Raw genomic sequence first — 25,276 nt, 5'->3', positions numbered from 1 at the left:
CCGTCGGCGCGACCACTACACGATCTTGATCGACATGTCCGGGAGGCCCTCGAGCTTGCACAGCAGCACATCGCCCTTGACCACCGGGCCGACATTCTCCGGCGTGCCGGAATAGATGATGTCGCCGGCCTTCAGCTCGAACGCTTCCGAGAGCTTCGCGATCTGCTCGGCAACGCTCCAGATCATCTTGCTGATATCCGAGCTCTGCTTGACGTTGCCGTTGATTGCCAGAGAGATAGCGCCCTTCTCGAAATGACCGGTCTTGCTCACGGGATGGATCGGACCCAGCACCGCGGCGTGGTCGAAGCTCTTGCCGATCTCCCACGGCTTCTTCTCCGCGGCCATGCCGTTCTGGAGATCGCGCCGGGTCATGTCGAGGCCGAGCGCGTAGCCGTAGACATGCTCGAGCGCCTTCTCGGCCGGGATGTTGGTGCCGCCGGATTTCAGCGCGGCGACCAGCTCGACCTCGTGATGATAGTTCTTGGTCAGCGACGGATAGGGATGGTCGGCGACCTCGCCGACCGCGACGTTCTGGATCGCGTCGGTCGGTTTCTGGAAGAAGAACGGCGGCTCGCGGTTCGGATCCGAGCCGCGCTCGATCGCGTGCGCCGCATAATTGCGACCGATGCAATAGATGCGGCGGACCTGGAACACCTGGGTCTCGCCGACGATCGGGATGGTGACCATCGGCACCGGGAAGATCGGCTTCGGCCCGGCTTGCGCCGCGGCGGGAGCAATTTCGGCCATCGAAGCTGCTGTCACCGCCACGGCGGTGGCAAGCAGATCGCGTCGCGTGGATGAGGTCTCTTTCATGTTTTGTGCTCCCTTTCAGCCTTATTGGGCAGCGTCGTACGCGCCGCTCCGGCTGATAATCGATATTCAGTATGCCAGCAACAACGACGGGACGGGACGCGACGCGGCATCGCCTTATTGTTGAGAGCAGGCCATCCTGCGGTTTCGCAGCCCAGGCCGGACTGCCGCCCCGTTAGCATGGAACTTGCATAAAATCTGGGCGACATGGACGCCGCATGAACCTCATCAGTCTCGATATCCGTATGCTCCGGTCACTGATCTCGGTGGTCGAGACCGGCAGCATCACCGAGACCGCGCGACGGCTGGGTCGCACCCAGCCGGCGATCACCCTGCAATTGCAGCGGCTGGAGGAGCTGACCGGCAAGCAATTGTTCGAGCACGCCGGCCGCAGGCTGACGCTGACCGAAGACGGCACCACGGTCCTGACCTACGCCAAGTCCATCCTGCGGTTGCATGACGAGTTGATCTCGCAACTGGCGTCGCAGGAGATCGAGGGCCAGGTCGTGCTCGGCACGCCCGACCTCTATGCGGCGTTCATGCTGCCACAAATCCTCAGCGTGTTTCGAAAATCCTTTCCGCGCGTCCAGGTCGAGCTCAATTGCGCGTTGTCGACGCCGCTGGTCGGCCTCGTCAAGCGCGGCGATGTCGACATCGCACTCGTTACCCGTATGAACGATTTCACCGGCGGCCAGGTGGTGCGGCGCGAGCAGCTGGTCTGGATGACCGGCGAGCAATCCGCCGCGCATCAGGAACGCCCGATTCCGCTGGCGCTGCTGCCCCCCGGCAACATCTATCGCGACTACGCCATCGATACGCTGGAGCGCGCGAATTTGCGCTGGCGCATCGCCTGCGTCAGCGAGAGTGTCGGCGGCCTGCAGGCTGCGGCTTTTGCCGGCATGGCCGTCACCGTGCTCGGCCGCAGCGCGCTGGTGCCGGCGATGCGCGAGATCGGCCCGAACGAGGGCCTGCCGCCGCTGCCGAAGATCGAGCTGCTGCTCTACAAATCCAGCGGCGCGACCTCAAAGGCGGCGACAGCGCTGCACGACTATCTCGCGCACTATCTGCGCCTCGACGAAGAACTCAGCGGCCGTGGGGTGCCGATCGAGCTGTCCTGAGCTTCATGCCTTCGCGCGCGCGGGACTTTCGCGAAGCGCCAGCTGCGGCCAGAACTTCGCCCAGGGCAAAGCCGCCTCGAACGCAGCAGCGATGCGAAAAATCGTGGGCTCGTCGAGCCAGGGAGCGACGATCTGAAGGCCGATCGGCATTCCGTCGCGATCGAAACCGCAGGGCAGCGTCGCGGCCGGAAGGCCAGCGAGGTTGATCGGCCAGGTGAACGGCGACCAGCCGAGATGCGGATCGACCTTGCTGCCGTCGATCATGTCGACGCCAATCCGGCCGGCCTCGAACGCGGTCACCGCAACCGTCGGCGTCACCAGCGCATCGACGCGCTCGAAAAGCTTCAGAAAGCCGCTGCGCGCCTGGCCGCGGCGATAACCGGCTTCGATATAGTCCGTGCCGCTGTAGCGCCGTCCGGCACTGACGACATCGCGATAATCTGCTTCGGAGCCGGCGAGATCGGCCGTGGTCTTGGTCGCGACCGCAGCCGCCTGTTCGGTGAAGGCGATCGGCTTGAGCGTGTGTTCCAGAATGCCGGGATCGAGGCCCGGTCCATCCATGGTGACCTGCGCGCCGCACGCATCGAGAACAGCCAGCGCCTTGCCGAACGCCGAGCGCACGTCGGGGCTGACGGCGGCGTAGCCGAGATCGACGCTGGCGCCGATGCGAATGCCATTCAACGGCGCGACGTTGGTATCAAACCGCCGCGGCGCCGCCGGCAGGCTCGCCGGATCGCGCAGATCGTAAGCAGCGATGATCTCCAGCGTCAGTGCGGCATCCGCGACCGTGCGCGTGATCGGCCCGGTATGTGCGAGCGAGCCCCATGACGGTGGCGAGAAGCCGGGCGAGCGCGGCACCAGGCCAAAGGTCGGCTTGAGGCCGAACACGCCGCAGAAGGACGACGGCACCCGGATCGAGCCGACACCGTCGGTGCCGATCGCGATCGGACCGCAGCCGGCGGCGACGCCCGCCGCCGCACCGCCGCTCGATCCACCGCTGGTGCGGCCGGGATTCCAGGGGTTTCGCGTCGTCCCGGTGACGGGGCTGTCGGCCGTGAGCTTGTAACCGGACTCGCAGGTCGTGGTCTTGCAGGTGATGATCGCACCCGCCGCCTTCAGCGCCGACACCACGGCCGCATCGGCCTCGGGGACAAAGCTCTTGTTCATCGGCGAGCCGCCATAGGCCGGCACACCCGCGACAAAGACGAGATCCTTGATCGTGACGGGCACGCCGGCAAGCAGCCCCCTGGCTTCGCCCGCACGCATCTCCCTGGTGAGACGATCGGCTTCCGCCCTCGCCTGCTCGTACATCGGCGTCACCACCGCGTTGCAGGTCTCGTTCGTCGCCAGAAGCGCGGCGATGGTGTCGTCGACGACATCGCGCGGGGTAAACGCCTTGCGCCGGTAGCCGGCCATGATCTCGGCTGCAGAAAGCGCGCCAAGGCCAGTCGGCGCCGGCGGAAAGGCCGTTCGGCCGGAACCATCAGTCATCATCAACCCTAAAGAGTTAGCTGAGCGCCGCGTCGACGGCGCGCTTGGCCATGACCGTGACGAGATGCGCGCGGTAGTCGGCTTCGGCATGGATGTCGGAGGTGAGGCCGTCATTATCGATCTTGATCGCCGCTATTGCAGACGGATCAAAGTTCTCCGACAGCGCCATCTCCATCGGCGGCACGCGGAATACGCCGGGACCCGCACCGGTCACGGCGACACGGACGCCATCGGCGAATTTTGCGACGAACACGCCGACCAGCGCGTAACGCGACGCCGGCGCCTTGAATTTTGCGTAACCCGCTTTGAGCGGCAAGGGAAAGCGGATCGCCGTGATGATCTCGCCGGGTTGGAGCGCGGTCTCGAACAGGCCGAGAAAGAACCTGTCGGCCGCGATCTCGCGCGTGCTGGTGACGATGGTGGCGCCGAGACCGAGCACGCCGGCCGGATAATCCGCGGCCGGATCATTGTTGGCGACCGAGCCGCCAATGGTGCCGCGGCTGCGCACGGCAGGATCGCCGATCATCGAGGCCAGCGCCGCGAGACCGGGAATTTTCGTCTGCACCAGCTTCGAGGCGGCGACCTGCGCATGCGGCGTCATCGCACCGACGGTGATGCTGTCGCCGTCGTCGGTGATACCCTTCAGGTGTCCGAGCTTCGACAGGTCGATCAAGGCAGGCGGGTTGGCCAGCCGCTGCTTCAGCGTCGGGATCAGCGTCATGCCGCCGGCGACGAGCTTGCTGTCCTCGATCGAGGTCAGGAGTTTAGCAGCGTCGGGAATCTGGTCCGGCTGGTGATAGGCAAACGGTTTCATTGTTGCTCTCCCTATTCCGCCGCGACCGGTAGCGACGCGTTCTGCAGCAGCCGCCAGATCCGGTTCGGCGTCGCCGGCATGTCGACATGGGTGACGCCGAGATGCGACAGCGCATCGACCACCGCGTTGATGACGGCGGCCGGCGAGCCGATCGTGCCGACCTCGCCGCAGCCTTTCACGCCCATCGGGGTGTGCGTGCACAGCGTCGAATGGGTCGCGACCTTCATCATCGGCATGTGATCGGCGCGCGGCATGCAATAGTCCATCAGCGAGCCCGACAGCAGTTGGCCTGAGCTCTCGTCATAGACTGCGTTCTCGAACAGCGCCTGGCCGACGCCCTGCACGATGCCGCCATGCAGCTGGCCCTCGACGATCATCGGATTGATCACCGTGCCGACGTCATCCACGGCGGTGTAATTCACGAGCGTCACCGTGCCCGTCTCCGGATCGACCTCGACCTCGGCGATGTGGCAGCCGCCGGGATAGGTGAAGTTGACGGGGTCGTAATAGGCCTGCTCCTCCAGCCCCGGCTCCAGCACTTCGAGCGGATAGTCATGCGGCACGTAAGCGGCGCCCGCGATTTCCTCGAACGTCTTGGCGCGGTCAGTGCCGGCGACCGAGAATTTTCCGGACTTGAACTGGATGTCGACTTCGGCGGCTTCGAGCAGATGAGCCGCGATCTTCTTGCCCTTGGCGACCACTTTGTCGGTCGCCTTCGACAGCGCCGCGCCCCCGACCACCAGCGAACGCGAACCGTAGGTGCCCATGCCGAACTGCACGCGGTCGGTGTCGCCGAACACGATATCGACATTCTCGAAGGCGACACCGAGCTTTTCCGAGACGATCTGCGCGAACGTCGTCTCGTGGCCCTGGCCGTGATTGTGCGTTCCGATCATGACCGTCACCTGGCCGGTCGGATGCACGCGCACCGTGGCGCTTTCATAGAGGCCGCCGCGCGCCCCCAGCCGTCCGGCGAAACGCGACGGCGCAAGGCCGCAGGCCTCGACATAGGTCGAGTAGCCGAGCCCGCGGAATTTGCCCTTGCTGGCCGAGGCCGACTTGCGCACGCCGAAATTCTTGACGTCGGCCGCCACCAGCGCACCGTCGAGACAGCCCATGGGATCGCCGGAATCGTACTGCACCAGCACCGGCGTCTGATACGGATAGGCTTCCTTCGGGATCATGTTGCGGCGACGGATCTCGACACGATCGATGCCCATCTCGCTCGCTGCGACATCGACGATGCGCTCCAGCACGAAGGTCGCCTCGGGCCGGCCGGCGCCGCGATAGGCGTCGACCGGAACGGTATTGGTGAACACCACCTTCACGTTGCAGTAGATCGCCGGCGTGGTATAGACGCCGCCGAGCAATGGGCCATAGAGATTGGTCGGGATGTTCGGCCCGAAGGTCGAGAGATAGCCGCCCATATTGGCGAGCGTGTTGACGCGGAAGGCCAGGAACTTCCCGGTCTCGTCGAGGGCAAGCTCGGCCTCGGTGACGTGATCGCGGCCGTGGCGATCCGAGACGTAGCCCTCAGAACGGCTCGCGACCCATTTGATCGGCCGCATCACGCGCTTGGCGGCCCAGGTGATCACGGCCTCCTCGCCGTAGTGGAACTGCTTGACGCCGAAGCCGCCGCCGACATCGGGCGCGACCACGCGCAGCTTGTGCTGCGGGATGTTCAGCACCAGCGCGCCCATCAGAAAGCGCACGACGTGCGGGAACTGGCTGGTGGTCCACAACGTGAAGCGGTCGGTGCCCGGCTCGTATTCCGCGATCGCCGCGCGCGGCTCCATCGGGTTGCCGATCAGGCGATTGTTGACGAGGCTCAGCTTTGCGACATGCGCCGCCTTTCGGAACGCGGACTCGACCGCGGCCTTGTCGCCGAGCTCCCAGTCGCAGCAGATGTTGTTCGGCACGTCGTCGAACAATTGTGGCGCGCCCGGCCTGAAAGCCTCGAGCACGCCGACCACGGAGGGCAGCACCTCATAGTCGATCTTCAGCAGCTCGGCCGCCGCATTCGCCTGCTCCGGTGTCTCCGCGATGACAAAGGCCACCATGTCGCCGACGAAGCGCACCTTGCCCTGCGCCAGCATCGGAAACGGCGGCTCCTTCATGGGCACACCCTTGGCATCCGAGATGCCCCAGCCACAGGGCAGCGAGCCCAGCTTGTCGGCCGCGGCATCCGCGCCAGTCAGGACGGCAATGACCCCGGGCGCGGCCAGCGCCGCGCTCCTGTCGATGCCGCGCAGCACCGCGTGGCCATGCGGCGAGCGGACGAAAACGCCCGCGGTCATGCCGGGTCGCTTGATGTCGGAGACGTAATTGCCGCGGCCGGTGAGGAAGCGCTGATCCTCTTTCCGCTTCGGTGATGCGCCGATGCCGATCACGTTGCCCATGGTCACTCTCCCTTGGCGGCGTTCATGGCGGCAGCGCCTGCCATCACCGAGACGACGATGTTCTGATAGCCGGTGCAACGGCAGATGTTGCCTTCGAGGCCGTGGCGGACATCAGCCTCGGTCAGGTCCGGCTTCTCGGTCGCGAGCGCCACCGCTGTCATCAGCATGCCGGGCGTACAGAAGCCGCATTGCAGGCCGTGATGCTCGCGAAACGCTTCCTGCATCGGATGCATCCGGTTCGAACCGGGCGCACCTTGCAGGCCTTCGATAGTGAGCAGCGTCGCGCCATCGAGCGCAGGTGCCAGCAGCGTGCAGCTCTTCACCGGCAGGCCGTCGAGATGCACGACGCAGGCGCCGCACTGGCTGGTGTCGCAGCCGATGTGAGTGCCGGTGAGGCTGAGCTGTTCGCGCAGCAGCTCGGCGACGAGCGTTGCCGGCTCGACTTCGACAGTAGTTGGCCGTCCGTTGAGTGTAAAGGATATCTGCACGGTCATACTCCTGTGCGCGACGGGGCTTTAGGCGAGTGGAAGCGCGCTGCCGGTGGCCCATGTGGCCATCACGACGTCGCCGACGGTGAACGGATCCGCGAAGAAGACCTTTTCCGGCACATAGGCGACGAACGCGTCGTCCGGCACGGTGTCGAGCATGACCTTGACGAAATAGCCCTGGTACTCGATCGCGAGCACGCGGCTCGGCAGCGACGTCGTGCAGCCCGGCGGCAGCTCCCTGCCCGGCCGGACCAGCGCGACGTCGTCGCGTCGCACGGCGATATCGATCTTGTCGCCGACGCTGACCGTGGACCGCGCCTGAAGAGGAACCTCGATGCCATCAGGCGCGACCTGCGCGAGCGTAAAAGTCGAACCGTTGACCTTCTTGACCAGCCCCGACAGCACGTTCTGGCCGCCCATGAACTCGGCGACGTAACGGTCATGCGGATGGGCATAGACGTCACGCGCCGCTCCGGCCTGCTTGATCCTGCCCTGCTCCATCACCACCACGAGATCGGCGAGCGCGATGGCCTCGAGCTGGGTGTGGGTGACGTGGATGAAGGTGATGCCGAGATCCTGCTGCATCCGCCGCAGCTCCTGGCGCATCTGCACGCGAAGCTGCTCGTCGAGCGCGGACAGCGGCTCGTCGAGCAGCAGCACCCGCGGCTCGGTGATCGCGGCGCGCGCCAGCGCCACGCGCTGCTGTTGCCCGCCGGAGAGCTGCGCCGGCAGGCGGTCGGCGAACTGCGTCAGCCGCACCTTCTCGATCATGGCGTCGGCCGCGCGCAGGCGATCGGCCTTCGACATGCCGCGCACGCGCAAGGCGAACGCGATATTGTCGCGTACGGTCAGATGCGGGAACAGCGCGTAGGACTGGAACATCATCGCGGTACGGCGCTGCACCGGCGCGAGCCCGACGACGTTCTGCCCGCCGATCACGATCTCGCCGGCAGTCGGGTCCTCATGGCCGGCGATCATGCGCAAGATCGTGGTCTTGCCGCAGCCGGAGGGGCCGATGAAGCAGCAATAGGCGCCGTCGGCGATCTTGAGATTGACGCCGTCGACCACGTAGGTCGCGCCGTCGAAGCTCTTGCAGACGCCCGCCAGTTCGATATCGCCTCGATCGCTCTTCATTCCCAACTCAACCCTTTGCGCTGCTGCCGCGCTTTTTCTGGATCAGCACGATGCTGCCCAGGCTCGCGCCGATGACGATGAAGGAGACGATGGTCGTCACGGTGCCGAGCGCGTAGAGCGAGGGCGAGGTGACGTTCAGCGTCATGCTCCAGATCTCCAGCGGCAGCGTGTTCAGCGAGCCCGCGGTCTGGAGGCTGCGCGCGAACTCGTCGTAAGAGAGCGTGAATCCGAACAGTGCGACCGCGACGAGGCCGGGCGCCAGCACGGGGATCATCACCAGGCGGATCGACTGCCAGCGGCTGGCGCCGAGGTCGTAGGCCGCCTCCTCCCAGACGTGGTTGAAGCGCGACATCACCGCGAACATCACCAGCACGCCGAACGGCAGCGTCCAGGACAGCTGCGCGCCGAGCGCCGAGGTGTACCAGCTCGCATTCAGCCCGAGCGCCTGGAACAGAAGGCCGGTGCCGAGGCCGAGCACGAGGCCCGGTGCGACCAGGCTGCCGATCATCATGTAGAAGACGACGGTATCGCCGCGAAAACGCTTGCGGAAGCCGAGCCCGGCGAGGAACGAGACCACCACCGTGATGACGGTGACGATGACCGCGAGCTTGATCGAGCGGTCGAACGAGCCCTTGACGTCTCCGGTCCGCACCTGGGTGAAGAGATCGACGAACCAGTGCAGCGAGTGACCCTTCATCGGAAACACGAGCCCGCCGCGGATATCCTGGAACGACAGGACGTAGATGCAGAACATCGGGCCATAGAGCGCGATCACATAGAACGCGAACAGCGTCGCCAGGACGTAGAACGTCCAGGGACGGCCGCCCTTGCTCGGTGCGATCGCCCTGGTCGTCGCGGGCGCGCCCGTCTTTGACGCGTCGGTCTTGGGCATATCGGCAAGAATGGCGCTCACCGCGTGATCTCCTGCCTGATGTCGACAGTGCGGAGGATCAGCGAGACGATCGCGACCAGCACCAGCGTCAGCAGCACGGCGCTCGCCGCCGCGGTCGGATATTGCAGCACGCCGACGTCCTCGTAGAAGGCGCTGACCACCGAGGCCGAGCCGCCGCCGGACATGACCTTGACGACGAAGAAATCGCCCATCACGATCGACACCACGAAGATGGTGCCGAGCGCGATGCCGCTCTTGGACATCGGCACCACGATCAGGCGCATGATGTCGAAACGGCTCGCGCCGGCGTCGATTGCGGCCTCGATCAGCTTCTTGTCGATCCGCGCCATGGAGTTGAAGATCGGCACGATCATGAAGATCGTGAGCTGGTGGACATAGGCGATGACGACCGCGAGGTCGGAGAACAGCAGCACCTCAAGCGGCTGACGGATCACCCCGAGCGCCAGCAGCGCCTGGTTGATCAGGCCTTCCTTGCCGAGCAGCGGAATCCAGGAAATCATCCGGATGATGTTCGAGGTCCAGAACGGCACCGTACACAAAAGGAACAGGCCGATCGCGAGCAGCTGATTGCGGACGTGGAACACCAGGAAGTAGGCGACGAAGAATCCGATGACGAGGGTGAAGATCCAGGTCAGCACCGTGAACTTGATGGTCGCCAGATAGAGCTTCAGCGTCAGCGCCGAATGCAGCACTTCCACATAGCTTGCGAGCGTGAAACCCGGCGTCAGCCCGCCAAAGCCGTCCGTCGCAAAGAAGCTTGCGGCCAGCACGACGAGGATCGGCGCCACGAAGAACGGCACGAGCACCAGGACCAGCGGCGACACGTAGAGCCAGCCGGCGAGATTGGCGCGTGATGGGTTTGGACTTGGCTGCATGTCGGCAAAAGCCACGCTTCAGTTCGGTCTCTCTGCCGGAGCGTCGCCGCGCCGGCGCTCGTGTCGGGCCAGGGAAAGCAGGATTTACGCCACCTTGAAGTCGTTCCAGCGCTTGTTCATGTAGGCGGCTTCGTCCATCAGCGTGTTCCAGCACGAGATGTTCTTGACGCGGTCGAGGAACGAACCGCCGTCACGCTTGGTGCCGGCCTTCTCCATCGCAACGCCATAGGGATCGTTGACCACCTCCGGCGCCGGCTGGCCCTCGTACCAGAACGCCCACTCGGCCGGGGTGAGGAATTTCTTCGCGGTCGACGGCACCGGGCTGTAATAGCCGTAGCGCGCGACGAAGCCGCCTTGCCAGCCCGACAGATACCAGTTGAGATATTCGTAGGCGGCATCCAGCTTCTTGCCGGAGAGGTGCTTCATCAGGCCCATGCCGTTGCACCAACCGCGATAGCCTTCCTTGCCGTTCTTGACGTTGACCGGCGCGTAGACGCAAGGGATTTCCTTGACGCGGACGGCAGCGACCGCCGGCGACCACATCGACTGGATGACCACTTCCCCCGCCGCCATCAGCTGCACCGACTGGTCGAAGGTGGTCCAGGTCGCGCGGAACTGGCCCTGCTTCTTCAGCTCGATCAGCTTGTTGCAGGTGAAGTCGATCTCCTCCTTGGTCATGTTGCCCTTGTTGCCGTACTTGATCAGCCCGGCACTTTCGAAGCAGAGCGCGGCGTCCATGATGCCGATCGCGGGCACGTCGAGGATCGCCGCCTTGCCCTTGAACTTCGGGTCGATCAGGTCCTTCCACTCGGTCACTTCATGGCCGACGAGATCCGGGCGATAGCCGATAGAGTCCGCGTTGTAGACCTGCGGCAGGAACGTCGCCCATTCGGTGACGCCGTCATGCAGGTCGGTCGAGTCGGGCTTGGAGATGTACATCGCCTCGTAGGGCGAGATGCCCTGGCGCGGGATCTTGTGGCCGTCGATCTCGCCCTTGGTGAAGATCGGCAGGATGTTGTCGAACTCCTTGATCTTCTTGACCTCGATGCCCTGGATCACGCTGCGCTTGGCGGCGAGCTTGGCCTGCCAGCCCTCGAGGTCGGCGATATCGACCGTATTAGGCTGGCTTATGAAACGGTTGATGGCGGCGGAGGTGTCGAGGTTCTGCATCGTCACCTTGAAACCGAGATCCTTGGCGGCCTGGTCGCCGATCGCCTTCACCACCGAATAGGACACGCCGACATGGCGCAGCTCGATATCCTTGATCTCCTGCGCCCAGATGGTCGGGAAGCCGCGGATCGCGTCCGAGCCTGCGGCTGCGCCGGCAATTGCTGCCGCGCCCTTCAACAGCGTGCGCCGGCTCAGCTTTTTCGCAGACTTGTCGCTCGTCCCCGCCGGATTGGCAGTGGATGTCCCCTTGTCCCTGTCAAGCATGGCAACCCTCGTTGGTTACAATAAGCGCTCGCTCCGATCGTCATTGACCGGCTGCGGATGTGATCAGTTGCGGGCGAGGCTATGGGCCGGATGTCGCGAAGTAAAATTGGAAGTAAAAATTCGCGGTATAAACGCGGCTAATGGTTCGCCCCGCTGCATCGGCTTTTAGCAGCGCGCATAAGAAGGCGTCAGGACATGCATGCAAGCCGGTGGCCTCGGTCGTGCGGGCTCGTCCCAGCGGCGGCTCTGACGACAATCGCGCTGCTGATTGCCTCAACGTTGTGCGCGGCGCGCGCCGGAGATGTGTCCATCGCGCCAGCGGAACTGAAATTTATCGGCACGATCGATCCGCGCTTTCAATCCTACAACATCGAGATGGTGGAGGTGACCGGCGGACGGTTCTGGAAGCCCTATCCGCAAACGATGCACACGATCGATCAGCGAAATCGTTACAGCGACCGGCCGCCGATCGATCTTGCCAATGCGCGACTGCGCAAGCTCGCTGCCGCCTTGTCGCCGGCCTATCTGCGCGTAAGCGGCACCTGGGCCAATGCGACGTTCTTTGCCCGCAGCGAACAGGCACCAGCCGCGCCGCCGCCGGGGTTTGACACGGTGCTGAGCCGTGCACAGTGGCGCGGCGTCGTCGACTTTGCGCGTGCGACTGATGCGGAGATCGTCACCTCCTTCGCGATCAGTCCCGGCAGCCGCGGTGCCGATGGCGTGTGGAGTCCGGACCAGGCGCGGCGTCTGGTCGATGACACGCGATCGCTGGGCCACCACATCGCCGCCGCCGAGTTCATGAACGAGCCGACGCTCGCGGCGACGAGCGGAGCGCCGCGGGGATATGACGCGAAAGCCTATGTCCGCGATTTCGACGTCTTTCGCGACTGGATACGGCGCGCGGCGCCGGAGACGCTGATCGTCGGCCCGGGCTCCGTCGGCGATTCCGCATCCCCTTCCGCATCCGGTATTCGCACGCACGACCTGCTCGCGAAATCCGGAGCCGACATCGATCGCTTCTCCTATCATCACTACAACACGATCTCGCCACGCTGCGGCGGCCGGGACGCGCCGGCACGCGCGTTGTCCGAAGAATGGCTGGCCCGAACCGATGTGACGCTGTCGATCTACCGCGGCCTGCGCGATGAATTCGCGCCGGGCAAACCGATCTGGCTGACGGAAACCGCCGATGCCGCTTGCGGCGGCAATCGCTGGGACAGGACGTTTCTCGACACCTTCCGCTATCTCGACCAGCTCGGACGCCTGGCACGAGCCGGGGTTCAGGTGGTGATGCACAACACGCTGGCGGCGAGCGATTACGGCCTGCTCGACGAGACGACGTTCCGTCCACGTCCGAATTACTGGGGCGCGCTGCTCTGGCATCGGCTGATGGGAGCGACAGTGCTCGATGCAAGCGCGGCGGCAGTGCCCGACCTGCACGTCTACGCCCACTGTCATCCATCGAGGCCCGGCGCCGTGACCATGCTCGCGATCAACATCTCACACCGCACCTCGCGCGCGATCGTGCTGCCGCGTTCCGCCGAGCGCTATAGCTTGCAGGCAGAGAGGCAGCAAGGCGCGACAGTGCAACTGAACGGCACGACACTCGCGCTGACCGACGGTGATGAGCTGCCGCACCTCGCCGGGCGAGCGACGGCTGCCGGTGCAGTTCGCCTCGCGCCCGAGACCATCACGTTCCTCGTCGTCCCAGGCGCCGCGAACCCCGCGTGCCGATGACCACGCTCGCGACCCGAGCAATTCGCGCGTCATTCGCGGGGAGATTCTGGATTGCTTCGCGAAGCCTGTCATCGGGCCGCGCTTCGCGCGGACCAGTTGGCTCGCCATGACGACGGTTTGGGACGTCGTCATGGCGAGCCAACGGCCCGGAACCCAACCATCCCATCAAATTCGTCATTGACAAACCTATTTGTTAATATCTAATTATCGCGAGAATAGCCGGCCGCGCCAAGCGGCCCGTAAAAAGAGAGGGAACGACGATGAGAGGGCATCTCGCCTGGGCCATGTTCGCGGCCATGAGTTCGGCTGCGATGACAACGACTGCGACCGCGCAAGTCTCCGACGACGCGGTGCGGATCGGCGTGTTGACCGACCTGTCGAGCTGGGGCCGCGACAACAGCGGGCCGGGCTCCGTCGAAGCCGCAAAAATGGCGGTGGAGGAGTTCGGGCCGACCGTGCTCGGCAAGCCGATCGAGATCATCAGCGCCGACCACCAGATGAAAACCGACGTCGGCGTGCAGATCGTGCGCGGCTGGTTCGACAACGGCAAGGTCGACGCCGTGGTCGACATTCCCAATTCCGGCATCGCCATCGCGGTCCACAATATGGTGCGCGAGCGGGGCAAGATCGCACTGCTCTCCGGCCCCGGCGCGAGCTCGCTGACCGACGAGCTGTGCAGCCCGAACACCGTGCACTTCACCTACGACACCTACGCACTGTCGAAGGTGACGGCCTCCGCCGTGATCAAGGAAGGCGGCAAATCCTGGTATTTCATCACCGCGGATTACGCCTTCGGCCAGCAGCTCGAGAAGGACGCGACGCGCTTCATCAACGAAATGGGCGGCAAAGTGCTCGGCGGCGTCAAGCATCCGACCAACACGGCGGACTTTTCCTCTTTTGCACTCCAGGCGCAGAGCTCGAAAGCCGACGTCGTCGCCTTCGCCAATGCCGGCCAGGACACCGACAATGCGATCAAGCAGTCCGGCGAATTCGGCCTCGTGCAGGGCGGCCAGAAGCTCGTCGGCCTCCTGATGTTCGACACCGACGTCCACGCGGTCGGCCTGAAGGCCGCGCAGGGCACCTACATGACCACGGCGTCGTACTGGAACATGGACGAGGCGACCCGGGCCTGGTCCAAGAAATTCTACGAGCGCACCAAGGTGATGCCGACCATGATCCACACCGGCGTCTACGGCTCGGTGCTGCATTACCTGAAAGGTATCAAGGCGGCCGGCACCGACGATGCCGCCAAGGTAATGGCCAAGATGCGCGAATTGCCGATCGAGGATACATTCGTCCATGGCGGCAAGTTGCGCGAGGACGGCCGCGTCATCCGCGACATGTATCTCGCCAAGGTGAAGTCGCCCGAGCAGTCCAGGGAACCCTGGGACTACCTAGAGATCATCAAGACGGTGAAGGGCGAGGACGCCTTCCGTCCGGTCTCCGAATCCAAATGTCCGCTGCTGAAGAAGTGAGGTGAGACATGACCAGCAACGCGCACAACGCAATTGAGACTTACGAGTGCGATGTGCTCGTGGCCGGATCGGGCGCCTCCGGCATGTCGGCCGCGATCACCGCACGCCATCGCGGCCTCGACGTGCTGATCGTCGAGAAAGAGCCGCGCTTCGGCGGCACCACAGCGCGCTCAGGCGGCTGGCTCTGGATTCCCGGCACATCGCTGGCGAAGGCCTATGGCATCGCGGAGACGCGGGACCAGGCCCACACTTACTTGCGGCACGAAGCCGGCAACAATTTCGACGCCGCGCGCGTCGACGCATTCCTCAGCGCCGGCCCCGAGGCGGTCGATTTCTTCACCAGCCAGACCGCGCTCCGCTTCGACATGCCGCTGGTATTTCCGGACTATCATGCCGAAGCGCCCGGCGGCGCGCAGGGCGGCCGCTCGATGGTGACGCGCCCGTTCGACGGCCGCGAGCTGGGTGAGCAGATCAAGACGCTCGGCATGCCGCTACCCGAACTCACCGTGTTCGGCATGATGCTGGGCTCCGGCAAGGAGATCATCCATTTCATGCGCGTGACGAAGTCGCTGGCGTCCGCCGTATATGTCGCAAAGCGCCTGTCGCGTCATCTGATGGACGTGCTGCGCTACGGCCGCGGCATGACGTTGACCAACGGCAATGCGCTGGCGGGCCGCCTCGCGAAATCCGCGCAGGATCTGAAGATTCCGATGTGGCTGTCCTCGCCGGTGCGCGAGCTGACGGTTGAAAACGGCACCGTCACCGGCGCGATCGTTTCGCGCGAGGGACGCGACGTCCGCATTCATGCAAGACAAGGCGTCGTGCTCGCCTGCGGCGGCTTCCCCCATGACGTCGAACGCCGCAAGAAAATGTTTCCGCACGCGCCGACCGGCAACGAGCATTTTTCGCCCGGACCGACCGGCAATACCGGCGACGGCTTGCGCCTTGCGGAGTCCGTCGGTGGTCACGTCGAGGATCGCTTGCCGAACGCGGCCGCCTGGGTGCCGGTGTCGCTGACCACGCGCAAGGACGGTTCAATGGGCGTGATGCCGCATTTCATCGACCGCGCCAAGCCTGGCGTGATCGCGGTGATGCGTGACGGCAAGCGCTTTGCCAATGAAGGCAATTCCTATCACGATTTCGTCCAGGCCATGGTCAAAGCCGCCAAGCCCGGCGAAGAGATCGCCGCCTATCTCGTCTGCGATCATCCGACGTTGCGCAAATACGGCCTCGGCTGCGTGCCGCCCTTCCCCATGCCGCTCGGCCACCATCTGAATACCGGCTATCTCATGCGCGGCGATACGCTGGAGGCACTGGCGGCGAAGGCCGGCATCGATGCCAACGCGTTCACCGAGACCGTCAAGCAGTTCAATGCGACCGCGCCGCAGGGCCACGATGCCGCCTTCGGCAAGGGCACCAAGGCCTATAATCGCTACCAGGGCGACGCGCTGCACGGCCCGAATCCCTGCGTCGCGCCGATCCAAAACGGCCCGTTCTACGCCATCAAGATGGTGGTCGGCGATCTCGGCACCTATGCCGGCATCGTCACTGACGAGAATGCGCGGGCGCTGGACTCCGAGGGCCGGGTGATTCCCGGGCTCTATGCCGCCGGCAACGACATGGCCAGCATCATGGGCGGCAATTATCCCGGCGCCGGCATCACGCTTGGGCCGGCGCTGACCTTCGGCTACATTGCCGGCCGTCATCTCGCCGACCGCGCCGCCAGGCGCGACGCGGCATAGGCCACGCCAGGAGGCGCATGAAGAGAGAAAGCCGCGGTATCCAGTCGATCGAGGTCGGTGGAGAATTGCTCCGCGCGCTCGCCAGATGCGGCGAACCGATGATGCTGCGCGATCTCGCCCGCGAGGCGGGCATGACGCCGGCCAAGGCGCATCCTTATCTCGCCAGCTTCTCCCGCATCGGCCTGATCGAGCAGGACGAGACCACCGGCCGCTACGAGATCGGCGCGCTGGCGCTGGAGCTCGGCCTGATCAGCCTGCGCCGTCTCTCCGGCGTGCGTATCGCCGGACCGAAGATCGCCGGCCTCGCAAGCCAGATCGGGCACGCGGTCTCGCTTGCGGTCTGGGGGACGCACGGCCCGACCGTGGTGCAGCTCGAAGAACCCGGCCAGCCCGTGCACGTCGTGATGCGCGCCGGTTCGGTGATGGCGCTGCTGGAGACGGCCACGGGCCGCGCCTTTGCGGCCTTTCTGCCCGAGAAGACGATCAACGCCGCGCTGGAGAGCGGACTCGATCGTCACGGCGTCGGCTACAATCCGAAGCGCGCTGTAAGAGGCGCGAAGGTCGCCGAGATGCTCGCTGAAGTCCGCAAGCACGGCCTCGCCCGTGCGCTCGGCGATCCCCTGCCCGGGGTCAATGCGTTCTCCGCACCGGTGTTCGATCATTCCGGCCATGTCGCGCTGGTCATCACCGCGATGGGGCCGGAAGGCACCTTTGACGCCCGCTGGGATAGCCCGATCGCAAATGCGCTGCGCGACTGCGCCGGCGGCATCTCGAAGCGACTGGGCTACGGGATGACGATCGCCGCGGAGTGAACCGGCCCTACCTCTCCTTCACCGGCACCGTGTAGTTCAGGATCAGCCTGCCGCCATCGGGATAGATGGTCTGCCCCGTGATGTAGGACGCATCGTCGCTGGCGAGGAACGCGACCACGGACGCCACCTCGCTCGGCTCGCCGCCGCGGCCGGCCGGCGTGCGCGACATCACGGTCTTGCGGGCATCCTCCGAGGTGTAGATGGACGAGGCCACCATGTCGGTCAGGATCGTGCCCGGCCCGACCGCGACGACGCGGATATTGTGCGGGGCCAGCGCGACGGCAGCGACCGAGGTGAGCTGCTTCATGCCGCCCTTGGACATCGCGTAGGTCGCAAGCGCCGGGATCGCCAGCAGCGCGTTGACCGAGGACATGTTGATGATGACCCCGCCGCCGCCCTGCGCGATCATCTGCCTGGCCGCCGCCTGCACGCCGAAGAACGCGCCCTTCAGATTGATGCCGATGATTTCGTCGAATTCCTCCTCGGAAATCTCCAGGATATCCCGGTTGCGGGCGACGCCGGCATTGTTGACCATGATGTCGAGCCGGCCGAACTCCTTCACGGCGGCTGCGACGAGCTGATCCACGTCAGTGCGCTTGGCGACATTGCCAACGACGGTGCGCAAGGCGTCCGGATGCCCGAGCTCGACGGCCGTCGCAGCGAGGCCCTCGGCATCGACATCCGATATGACGACCTTGACGCCGTCGTCGAGGAATCGTTTTGCGCAGGCCTTGCCGATGCCGCGCGCCGCGCCGGTGATGGCGGCGACCTTGCCGGATAATTTCATGGGGCTCACTCCAGAATAGCTGCTTGCGGCAAACCTATTCCGGGCAAGGGCCTCAGCTCAAGCCGCCGCAAATCCGAGATGAGCACGGAACCGGTTCTTGATAAAGACGGCATCGCGAGACGGCAGCGAACGCGGCGGATTTTCCGCCAGAACCTTGATGACGAAAAGCCGCGGGCCATCGGCCGGCTCAGCGATTTGCGACGCGAGGCGTTGCACCTCCGCCAGCGTCCGCACGGTCCTCGTCGCGGCAAATCCGCATGCTGCGGCGATCGCCGTGAGATCGACGCCGCGGCCGGTGTGGCTCGCCTGCATCCCGGTCTCGCCAAAATGCTGGTTGTCGATCACGACGACGTCGAGATTGCGCGGGCGCGCGACGCCGATGGTGGCAATGCCGCCGAGGCCCATCAGTTGCTCGCCGTCGCCGGTGAGGGCCATCACGCGCTTTCCCGGCTGCGCCTGAGCAAGGCCAAAGCCGATCAGCGCGGCGCCGCCCATGGCGCCCCAGAGATAGAAATTGCCGTCGTGGTCGCCGACAGAATGAAGGTCGTAAGTGGGCGAGCCGAGGCCGGAAACGACCAGCGTGTCCTTGCGGTTCTCGAGAAGAGCCGCGACGGCAACGCGACGATCAAGCTGAGAGGGTACGGACATCGATATCACCACTTCTTCTTGCCGATCAGGCGTTGCCCGATCAGGACCGCGATCTGCTGATCGGAATCGTACGCGAGCGCAGCCGCCGATTCGACCGTCTCGACCAGATCCTCCGCCGTCTCCGCCCGCATCACCTTCAGCCCGATCGCCTCCAGCGACGGCTGCGTGGCCCGGCTCATCGGCACCTGCCAGGGATTGAACTCGGCCCATTCGCCGCGCATCGTCACCAGCATCAGCAGCGGAAAGCGGCCGATCGCCGACAGCGACAGCATGTTGATGCAATTGCCGACTCCGCTCGACTGCATCAGCAGCACGCTGCGCTGGCCGCCGAGCCAGGCGCCGGCGGCAATCGCGACGCCCTCCTCCTCGGTCGTCAGCACGTTGGTGGTGACGTCAGGATCGGCGGAGAACAGCCGGATCAGCTGGCTATGGCCGGCATCTGGGACATAGGATATCTGCCTGACGTCGGCGGCTTTCAGGATGCGATAGAGCTCTTCCGGCCAGTCGTCGCTTGTGCGCGTGTCGAGATTGGGTTGAGGGCTGTGCACCGTGGGTCTCCATGAATTTCGAGCAGCACGCTAGCGACGTTCGCGTGCGAAGGCTCTGACCGTCTGGCACGATCAGATATTGAAGGATTGTATAGCTGCGTGCGCTGGTGCGCCTGCGGGACCGGAGGCGCGATGCGCATTGCTGCGCCCTCTCCCCTTGTGGGAGAGGGCATCCCCGCAAGTCGACACGGCCTCGCTCGGGTGAGGGGTTGCCTCTACGCGCTCACGCGCATCGGCATGCGCGGAGAGATACCCCTCATCCGGCGCTTCGCGCCACATTCTCCCACAAGGGGAAAAGGGAGAGCACCGTCACTGCGGTACGCAGACTAGTTGGCCGCAGACCGCGCCGTCGTCGGCATATAAATCTGCGCGTAGCCTTCCTTGATCGCGGACGTGATGCGATCGAGGCGGCGGTCGATGTGCTTCTCCAGCACCGATACGCAGACCTCTTCGTCGCGTGCCTTCAGCCCTTCGACGACGGCGCGGTGCTCGGCTTGCGTGTTGGACCGGTTGATGCTGTCCATGTCGATCCAGCGCACGAAGCGGATGCGGGCGTTGACGTTGCGCAGGACGCGCAGCATCTCGGCATTGTTCGACATGCCCATCAGCCGCTCGTGAAAGGTCTCGTCTAACTCGACCAATTCGACCGAGGAGCGCTCACCGGGATCGGGACCGGTGGCCTCGAGGAATTTCAGCAGCGCGTCGATGTCCTCGTCCTTGGCGCGCCTGATGGCGAGGCGGATCGAGGCGACCTCGATCGATTTGCGCAGCTCGTAGAGATCGAAGATCTCGTGCGCGTCGAGCTCGCGGCAGAAAAAGCCCTTGCCCGGCGTGAAGCGCAGAAACCCTTCGGTGTTGAGGCGGTTGAGCGCCTCGCGCAGCGGCGTGCGGCTGACGCCGAGACGCTTGGCGAGCTCGCCCTCGTTGAGCCGCTCGCCCGGCTTGAACTCATAGCTCACGGCCATCGCCTTGAGCTGTTCATAGACGCGATCGACGATACTGTCGGAAGCCAGTTCCACGTTGCTCATCACAATCTGCATTTATGCCCGAACACAGTTCAATATACCGGGGCGCCTCAGACGATGGCAATGCAAACGAAGGTCTGGCAGGGCTTGTTCAGTGCTTTGGGACGGCCGGAATCAGGAAAAGGCGCGCGGACGCAGTCCCGCGTGAAACCAGGTGATCATCGAATAGATGTCATAGACGGGCAATCCGACTTCGGCCTGAAGTGCTGCAGCGTAAGGCGGCATGTTGGTGCATTCCAGTACGATCGCACCGACATCGGGGTTCCTGGCGACGAGCGCCTTGCCGGCCTCGACCACGTCGCGCTCGGCCTGCGCAATGTCCATGTCGTCCTTCTCGGCCTTGATCAGGACGCGGAAGAACTCCTTGCCGTTCTCGGTGCCGGCCAGCGGCGTATCGAGCGGCACCCCGGCGCCTTCGAGATGGGCCGGCGTCAAGGTCGAGCCGGACACCGTGACGAGGCCGACGCGCTTGCCCGGCGGCAGTGTCGCCTGCACCCACGGCACCTGCATCAGCGACGAGGTCGCGACGGGCACGCCGACGGCGGCCGCGATCTCCTTCTGGAACAGCGACAGGAAACCGCAATTGGTGGTGATCGCCTCGGCCCCGAGCCGCACCAGATCCTTCGCCGCATCAATGAAGTCGGGCAGCAGGCCGGCCGCGCCCTTCAGCACCACCTTCTCCGGCGAGGCGCCGCTCACCACGCGATAGAGCACGGGGAACGGCCAGGTCGTGCCGTTGCCCATATCCCCGGGAATGCGGGGGAAGCGCGCTTCCAGCATCAAGATGCCGAGCGGCGCACCGTAGATGGCCTTGCCGCCACGGGCGATGCGGGAGGATGAGCTGGCTGGAGTGGTCATGGTGCGATCTCAGAGGAAACGATTGGGCGAAAACGGCGTGAGCGGAATCTCAGTCTTCTTGCCGCTCAGGAGCTGGGCGACGAGGCGGCCGGTGCGGGCCGAGCCGACCAGGCCAACATGGCCGTGGCCGAAGGCGTAGACGATGTCGCGCGAGGCGCGGGCATGGCCGATGCAGGGAAGTCCGTCCGGCATGCTCGGCCGATGGCCGAACCAGGTCTTGATGCGCGAGGGCGGAATGTCCTTCGGCAGTTTCGGGAACATACTGAAGAGGTGGTTGCGCAAAATCTCGGCGCGCTTCCAGTTCGGCGCGGCCTCGAGGCCCGCGATCTCGACGGTGCCGGCGGCGCGCAGGCCCTTGTCGGTCCAGTTCACCACCATCTTGGCGTCCGACGCCATCATCGAGCTGCGCGGCCCCGACTCCGGGTTCTCGATCATGACGTGATAGCCGCGCTCGGTCTCGAGCGGCAAGGGATCGCCGACCGAAGCGGTGAGCCGTTTTGAATGCGCACCGGCGGCGACCACTGCCGCGTCGCAAGGAATCTCGCCAGTCTCGGTAACGACAGCAACGAGCTTGTCGCCGGAAAGCCTGAAGCCCGTCGCCTTGGCACGCACGAGCTTCACACCACTGGCGATCGCATGATTGGCGAGCGCAGCAACGTAAGCGCCGGGATCGCGGCAGCGTCCGGCTTCCTCCACAACCACGCCAAAGGTGTAGCGCGGATGCAGATCCGGCTCACGCTGACGCATTTCATCGCCGTTGAGCTCCAGCCATTCGACGCCGACCTTCTTGCGCAGGCGCCAGCCGAGATCGTTGTCGAATTTGCCGCGCGACGGGAACACATGCATCACGCCGTTGCGCTCGATCAATTCAGGCACGCCGGCTTCTTCCGCCAGCTTCCGGTGCAGCAGCGGTGCATCCTTCAGGAGATCGCGCAGCGCGAAAGCCGTCTTCTCGACGCGCGCCTCGGTCCAGCCCGACAGCAGGTACTTGATCAGCCACGGCAGCGCCTTCGGCAAATAGGACCAGCGGATCGCGAGCGGTCCGAGCGGGTCCATCAGATAGCCCGGCACCTTCTTCCAGACGCCGGGCTCGGCCGGCGGGATCACCGAATGCGAGGAGAGCCAGCCGGCATTGCCGTAGCTCGCCGCCTGCTCGCCTCCGGGCTCGCCCAGATCGATCAGCGTGACACGATGGCCCTCGCGCAGCGCCTCGATGGCGCTGATCACGCCGACCGCACCGGCACCGATGATGGCGACGTGGCGGCCCTCGGACATCGCTTAAGCCTTCACCGCTGGGACAAAATCCTTGCCGACCGAGATCGCGCGCGGATCGATGATGCAGTGGAGGATCGACGGCTTGCCCGAGGCCAGCGCGCGCTCGAAAGCCGGAGCGAACTCCTCGGTGCGCTCGACCCGCTCGCCATGGCCGCCGAACGCTTTTGCGTACATCGCAAAATCCGGGTTCTTGAGCTGGGTGCCGACCACGCGGCCGGGATAGTCGCGCTCCTGGTGCATGCGGATGGTGCCGTATTGTGAATTGTCGACGACGATCACGACGAGCGCCGCGTCGTACTGCACGGCGGTCGCGAACTCCTGGCCGTTCATCAGGAAGCAGCCGTCGCCGGCGAAGGCGATGACGGTGCGATCCGGGTATTGCCGCTTGGCCAGCACCGCCGCCGGAACGCCATACCCCATCGAGCCCGACGTCGGAGCAAGCTGTGAGGCAAAGCTGTGGAAGCGGTGATGGCGATGGATCCAGCCGGCATAATTGCCGGCGCCGTTGCAGACGATCGCATCCTTCGGCAGGCGGTCGCGCAGCCAGGTCATGACCTGGCCGTACTGGAACGTACCCGGCAGCTCGCGCGCCTTCTCGGTCCAGGCGAGATAATCGGCATGCGCCTTGGCGGCCTCGCCGTTCCAGGCAGGCGCGGCGGCCGGCTTCAGTGTCTCGACAGCGGCGGCGAAGGCGGCGGGCGTGGCCTGGATCGCAAGCTCCGGCTGATAGATGCGGCCGAGCTCTTCCGAGCCCGGATGCACGTGAATCAGCTTCTGTCGCGGCGTCGGAATGTCGAGCAGCGTGTAGGACGAGGACGGCATCTCCGACATGCGGCCGCCGATCAGAAGGAGGACATCGGCGCCGTCGATGCGCGCCTTCAGGCCCGGGCTCGGCCCGATGCCGAGGTCGCCGGCATAGTGCGAATGATCGGCATCGATCAGCGACGCCCGGCGGAACGAGGTCGCAACCGGCAGGTCGAACCGCTCGGCGAAGCGCGCGATGCTCCTGGTTGCCTCATCGGTCCAGCGCGATCCGCCGAGAATGACCAGCGGCGCCTTGGCACTCGCGAGCATCGCCCCGAGACGCTCGATATCGGCAGGCGCGGGCCAGCTCACCGCCGGCTCGATGCGCATGGCATCGGCGACAGCAGCGGTCTCGGTCAGCATGTTCTCCGGCAGCGAGATCACCACGGGACCGGGACGGCCCTGCATCGCGACGCGGAAGGCGCGTGCGACCAGCTCCGGGATGCGGTCGGGGCGATCGATCTCGACCGCCCATTTCGCCATGGTGCCGAACACCGCCTTGTAGTCGAGCTCCTGGAACGCCTCGCGCTCGCGCATGCCGGTATCGACCTGGCCGACGAACAGGATCATCGGGGTCGAATCCTGCATCGCGATGTGGACGCCGTGGCTGGCATTGGTCGCGCCGGGGCCGCGGGTGACGAAGCAGACGCCCGGGCGCCCCGTGAGCTTGCCGTAGGCCTCCGCCATCATCGCGGCGCCGCCTTCGGCGCGGCAGATCATGACGTCGATCGGGCTGTCATGCAGCGCGTCCAGCGCGGCGAGATAGCTTTCGCCCGGCACGCAGGTGACTCGCTCGACGCCTTGCGCGACGAGCTGATCAATCAGGATCTGGCCCCCGGTGCGGGTGTTGCGAATGGTCATGACAGCTCCCTGCAGGCTTTGGCGATGCGCTTTAAGGCCTCGCGCAAGTTTTGTTCCGAGGTGGCGTAGGACAGGCGGAAATAAGGTGCAAGGCCGAAACAGCTGCCCGGCACCACGGCTACGTCATGCCTCTCCAGCAGGAAGCGGCAGAACGCGGCATCGCTGTCGATCGTGGTGCCGTCGGGGGCACGGCGGCCGATCAGGCCAGCGCAGCTGGGATAGGTGTAGAACGCGCCCTCCGGCCGGCGGCAGCTGACGCCGTCGATCGCATTGAGCGCATCGACCACGATGTCGCGGCGTCGCTGAAACGCGGCGCGGCGTTCGGCCAGAATATCCTGCGGCCCGGTCAGTGCGGCAATCGCGGCGGCCTGGCTCACCGAGCACGGATTGGTCGTGCTCTGGCTCTGCACCACCGCCATTGCTGCGATCAGCTCGCGCGGGCCGCCGCCATAGCCGACGCGCCAGCCGGTCATGGCATAGGCCTTGTAGACGCCATTCACCGTCAGCGTGCGCGATTTCAGGCTGGGCTCAAGCGCTGCCGCCGTGACGAACGGCATGCCGTCATAGGTCAGGTGCTCGTAGATGTCGTCGGCGATCAGCCAGACATGCGGATGGCGCCCCAGCACATCCAGGATCGGGCGCAACTGCGCCGCGGAGTACGCAGCGCCGGTCGGATTGGACGGCGAGTTCAGCAGCAGCCAGTGCGTCTTCGGCGTGATCGCGCGTTCGAGGTCGGCGGCATCGAGGCGAAAGCCGTTGTCCTCGCGGCAGAGCACGTCGACCGGAGTGCCGTCGGCGATGCGCACCATGTCGGCATAGCTGGTCCAGTAGGGCGCGGCGATGATGACCTCGTCGCCCGGGCTCAACGTCGCCATGAAGGCGTTGTGGATCACCTGCTTGGCGCCCGCGCCGGCGGTGATCTCCTCAGTGGCATAGACGAGATCGTTCTCGCGGCGGAATTTCTCAGCGATCGCCGCCTTCAGTTCCATCGAACCGTCGAGGATGGTGTATTTGGTCTGGCCGGCGCGGATCGCGCGCTCGGCCGCGTCCTTGGCATGATCGGGCGTGTCGAAATCCGGCTCGCCGGCGCCCAGCACGATCACCGGCCGCCCCTCGCGCTTCAGCCGCTGCGCGACCGCACCGATCTTCAGGATCTCGGAGACGCCGATGGCGCTGATGCGCTGGGCTGGACGGAAGCCGGTTGCGGGAGCCTGGACGGTCACGAGCC

The 25,276-nt window shown here is 65.3% G+C and carries 22 protein-coding genes; 5 read left to right on the top strand and 17 right to left on the bottom strand.

Annotated features, from left to right (window positions below; genetic code table 11):
• Window positions 1–15: 15 nt before the first annotated feature.
• A complete protein-coding gene (locus tag NR187_RS04865; protein ID WP_211384283.1) occupies window positions 16–813 on the bottom strand; it encodes a fumarylacetoacetate hydrolase family protein in 798 nt (265 codons plus the stop codon).
• Between the two features lie 215 nt (window positions 814–1,028).
• Between NR187_RS04865 and NR187_RS04860 the strand changes: the two genes are divergently transcribed.
• On the top strand, window positions 1,029–1,928 hold the full coding sequence (locus NR187_RS04860) for a LysR substrate-binding domain-containing protein (RefSeq protein ID WP_211384282.1): 900 nt from the start codon (window positions 1,029–1,031) through the stop codon (window positions 1,926–1,928).
• Between the two features lie 3 nt (window positions 1,929–1,931).
• Here NR187_RS04860 and NR187_RS04855 read toward each other — a convergent pair whose 3' ends face one another.
• The 8 genes from NR187_RS04855 to NR187_RS04820 form a co-directional block, all read right to left on the bottom strand.
• Window positions 1,932–3,419 carry an amidase gene (locus tag NR187_RS04855; RefSeq protein WP_211384280.1) on the bottom strand — a complete coding sequence of 496 codons (1,488 nt, stop codon included), beginning with the start codon at window positions 3,417–3,419 and terminating at the stop codon, window positions 1,932–1,934.
• 16 nt (window positions 3,420–3,435) lie between these two features.
• Window positions 3,436–4,233: a xanthine dehydrogenase family protein subunit M gene (locus tag NR187_RS04850; protein ID WP_211384278.1), complete on the bottom strand. Its 798-nt coding sequence runs from the start codon at window positions 4,231–4,233 to the stop codon at window positions 3,436–3,438.
• A gap of 11 nt (window positions 4,234–4,244) precedes the next feature.
• Entirely contained in the window at window positions 4,245–6,632 is a 2,388-nt protein-coding gene (locus tag NR187_RS04845; RefSeq protein WP_211384277.1) for a xanthine dehydrogenase family protein molybdopterin-binding subunit, read from the bottom strand.
• Window positions 6,633–6,634: 2 nt separating this feature from the next.
• A complete protein-coding gene (locus tag NR187_RS04840; RefSeq protein ID WP_256805878.1) occupies window positions 6,635–7,126 on the bottom strand; it encodes a (2Fe-2S)-binding protein in 492 nt (163 codons plus the stop codon).
• Between the two features lie 21 nt (window positions 7,127–7,147).
• Window positions 7,148–8,254, bottom strand: a complete 1,107-nt coding sequence (locus NR187_RS04835) for an ABC transporter ATP-binding protein (RefSeq protein ID WP_256805877.1) — start codon at window positions 8,252–8,254, stop codon at window positions 7,148–7,150.
• Between the two features lie 7 nt (window positions 8,255–8,261).
• Window positions 8,262–9,167 (bottom strand): ABC transporter permease, encoded by a 906-nt coding sequence (locus NR187_RS04830; RefSeq protein WP_256805876.1) that lies wholly within the window; start codon window positions 9,165–9,167, stop codon window positions 8,262–8,264.
• Window positions 9,164–10,042: an ABC transporter permease gene (locus NR187_RS04825; RefSeq protein ID WP_256805875.1), complete on the bottom strand. Its 879-nt coding sequence runs from the start codon at window positions 10,040–10,042 to the stop codon at window positions 9,164–9,166. The genes NR187_RS04830 and NR187_RS04825 overlap by 4 nt, the downstream gene beginning before the upstream one ends.
• 84 nt (window positions 10,043–10,126) lie before the next feature.
• Window positions 10,127–11,476: a PotD/PotF family extracellular solute-binding protein gene (locus tag NR187_RS04820; RefSeq protein ID WP_211384270.1), complete on the bottom strand. Its 1,350-nt coding sequence runs from the start codon at window positions 11,474–11,476 to the stop codon at window positions 10,127–10,129.
• Between the two features lie 195 nt (window positions 11,477–11,671).
• On the opposite strand from NR187_RS04820, the gene NR187_RS04815 reads away from it, so the two are divergent.
• The 4 genes from NR187_RS04815 to NR187_RS04800 all read left to right on the top strand — a co-directional run bounded on the left by NR187_RS04815 (window position 11,672) and on the right by NR187_RS04800 (window position 17,242).
• Window positions 11,672–13,213 (top strand): hypothetical protein, encoded by a 1,542-nt coding sequence (locus NR187_RS04815; RefSeq protein WP_256805874.1) that lies wholly within the window; start codon window positions 11,672–11,674, stop codon window positions 13,211–13,213.
• Window positions 13,214–13,473: 260 nt separating this feature from the next.
• Complete coding sequence (locus NR187_RS04810) at window positions 13,474–14,688, top strand: ABC transporter substrate-binding protein (RefSeq protein ID WP_211384268.1); 1,215 nt, start codon at window positions 13,474–13,476, stop codon at window positions 14,686–14,688.
• Between the two features lie 8 nt (window positions 14,689–14,696).
• On the top strand, window positions 14,697–16,430 hold the full coding sequence (locus NR187_RS04805) for an FAD-dependent oxidoreductase (protein WP_256805873.1): 1,734 nt from the start codon (window positions 14,697–14,699) through the stop codon (window positions 16,428–16,430).
• Between the two features lie 17 nt (window positions 16,431–16,447).
• Complete coding sequence (locus NR187_RS04800) at window positions 16,448–17,242, top strand: IclR family transcriptional regulator (RefSeq protein ID WP_256805872.1); 795 nt, start codon at window positions 16,448–16,450, stop codon at window positions 17,240–17,242.
• A 7-nt stretch (window positions 17,243–17,249) separates the two neighbouring features.
• Here the strand turns inward: NR187_RS04800 and NR187_RS04795 are convergent, their stop codons facing one another.
• The 8 genes from NR187_RS04795 to NR187_RS04760 form a co-directional block, all read right to left on the bottom strand.
• Window positions 17,250–18,029: an SDR family NAD(P)-dependent oxidoreductase gene (locus NR187_RS04795; RefSeq protein WP_256805871.1), complete on the bottom strand. Its 780-nt coding sequence runs from the start codon at window positions 18,027–18,029 to the stop codon at window positions 17,250–17,252.
• A 57-nt stretch (window positions 18,030–18,086) separates the two neighbouring features.
• Entirely contained in the window at window positions 18,087–18,677 is a 591-nt protein-coding gene (locus NR187_RS04790) for a thiamine pyrophosphate-dependent enzyme (protein ID WP_256805870.1), read from the bottom strand.
• A 5-nt stretch (window positions 18,678–18,682) separates the two neighbouring features.
• Window positions 18,683–19,225 (bottom strand): thiamine pyrophosphate-binding protein, encoded by a 543-nt coding sequence (locus tag NR187_RS04785; RefSeq protein WP_256805869.1) that lies wholly within the window; start codon window positions 19,223–19,225, stop codon window positions 18,683–18,685.
• 326 nt (window positions 19,226–19,551) lie between these two features.
• Complete coding sequence (locus NR187_RS04780; protein WP_256805868.1) at window positions 19,552–20,253, bottom strand: GntR family transcriptional regulator; 702 nt, start codon at window positions 20,251–20,253, stop codon at window positions 19,552–19,554.
• A gap of 111 nt (window positions 20,254–20,364) precedes the next feature.
• Window positions 20,365–21,108 (bottom strand): aspartate/glutamate racemase family protein, encoded by a 744-nt coding sequence (locus tag NR187_RS04775; RefSeq protein ID WP_211384257.1) that lies wholly within the window; start codon window positions 21,106–21,108, stop codon window positions 20,365–20,367.
• A gap of 9 nt (window positions 21,109–21,117) precedes the next feature.
• On the bottom strand, window positions 21,118–22,383 hold the full coding sequence (locus tag NR187_RS04770) for an FAD-binding oxidoreductase (RefSeq protein WP_256805867.1): 1,266 nt from the start codon (window positions 22,381–22,383) through the stop codon (window positions 21,118–21,120).
• 3 nt (window positions 22,384–22,386) lie between these two features.
• Entirely contained in the window at window positions 22,387–24,048 is a 1,662-nt protein-coding gene (locus NR187_RS04765; RefSeq protein ID WP_211384255.1) for a thiamine pyrophosphate-binding protein, read from the bottom strand.
• Window positions 24,045–25,271: a pyridoxal phosphate-dependent aminotransferase gene (locus tag NR187_RS04760; protein WP_256805866.1), complete on the bottom strand. Its 1,227-nt coding sequence runs from the start codon at window positions 25,269–25,271 to the stop codon at window positions 24,045–24,047. Before NR187_RS04760 ends, NR187_RS04765 begins: the two co-directional genes overlap by 4 nt.
• Window positions 25,272–25,276 lie beyond the last annotated feature (5 nt).

The sequence above is a fragment of the Bradyrhizobium sp. Bra64 genome (assembly GCF_024519875.1).
GTDB lineage: Bacteria > Pseudomonadota > Alphaproteobacteria > Rhizobiales > Xanthobacteraceae > Bradyrhizobium > Bradyrhizobium japonicum_G.
The sequence above is the reverse complement of the archived record's forward strand: the minus strand, read 5'-3'. Positions and strand labels throughout refer to the sequence as shown.

Coding starts and splice junctions, on each gene's coding strand:
- NR187_RS04865 (WP_211384283.1), bottom strand. CDS start 813: ATGAAAGAGACCTCATCCACGCGACGCGATCTGCTTGCCACCGCCGTG.
- NR187_RS04860 (WP_211384282.1), top strand. CDS start 1,029: ATGAACCTCATCAGTCTCGATATCCGTATGCTCCGGTCACTGATCTCG.
- NR187_RS04855 (WP_211384280.1), bottom strand. CDS start 3,419: ATGACTGATGGTTCCGGCCGAACGGCCTTTCCGCCGGCGCCGACTGGC.
- NR187_RS04850 (WP_211384278.1), bottom strand. CDS start 4,233: ATGAAACCGTTTGCCTATCACCAGCCGGACCAGATTCCCGACGCTGCT.
- NR187_RS04845 (WP_211384277.1), bottom strand. CDS start 6,632: ATGGGCAACGTGATCGGCATCGGCGCATCACCGAAGCGGAAAGAGGAT.
- NR187_RS04840 (WP_256805878.1), bottom strand. CDS start 7,126: ATGACCGTGCAGATATCCTTTACACTCAACGGACGGCCAACTACTGTC.
- NR187_RS04835 (WP_256805877.1), bottom strand. CDS start 8,254: ATGAAGAGCGATCGAGGCGATATCGAACTGGCGGGCGTCTGCAAGAGC.
- NR187_RS04825 (WP_256805875.1), bottom strand. CDS start 10,042: ATGCAGCCAAGTCCAAACCCATCACGCGCCAATCTCGCCGGCTGGCTC.
- NR187_RS04820 (WP_211384270.1), bottom strand. CDS start 11,476: ATGCTTGACAGGGACAAGGGGACATCCACTGCCAATCCGGCGGGGACG.
- NR187_RS04815 (WP_256805874.1), top strand. CDS start 11,672: ATGCATGCAAGCCGGTGGCCTCGGTCGTGCGGGCTCGTCCCAGCGGCG.
- NR187_RS04810 (WP_211384268.1), top strand. CDS start 13,474: ATGAGAGGGCATCTCGCCTGGGCCATGTTCGCGGCCATGAGTTCGGCT.
- NR187_RS04805 (WP_256805873.1), top strand. CDS start 14,697: ATGACCAGCAACGCGCACAACGCAATTGAGACTTACGAGTGCGATGTG.
- NR187_RS04800 (WP_256805872.1), top strand. CDS start 16,448: ATGAAGAGAGAAAGCCGCGGTATCCAGTCGATCGAGGTCGGTGGAGAA.
- NR187_RS04795 (WP_256805871.1), bottom strand. CDS start 18,029: ATGAAATTATCCGGCAAGGTCGCCGCCATCACCGGCGCGGCGCGCGGC.
- NR187_RS04790 (WP_256805870.1), bottom strand. CDS start 18,677: ATGTCCGTACCCTCTCAGCTTGATCGTCGCGTTGCCGTCGCGGCTCTT.
- NR187_RS04780 (WP_256805868.1), bottom strand. CDS start 20,253: ATGAGCAACGTGGAACTGGCTTCCGACAGTATCGTCGATCGCGTCTAT.
- NR187_RS04775 (WP_211384257.1), bottom strand. CDS start 21,108: ATGACCACTCCAGCCAGCTCATCCTCCCGCATCGCCCGTGGCGGCAAG.
- NR187_RS04770 (WP_256805867.1), bottom strand. CDS start 22,383: ATGTCCGAGGGCCGCCACGTCGCCATCATCGGTGCCGGTGCGGTCGGC.
- NR187_RS04765 (WP_211384255.1), bottom strand. CDS start 24,048: ATGACCATTCGCAACACCCGCACCGGGGGCCAGATCCTGATTGATCAG.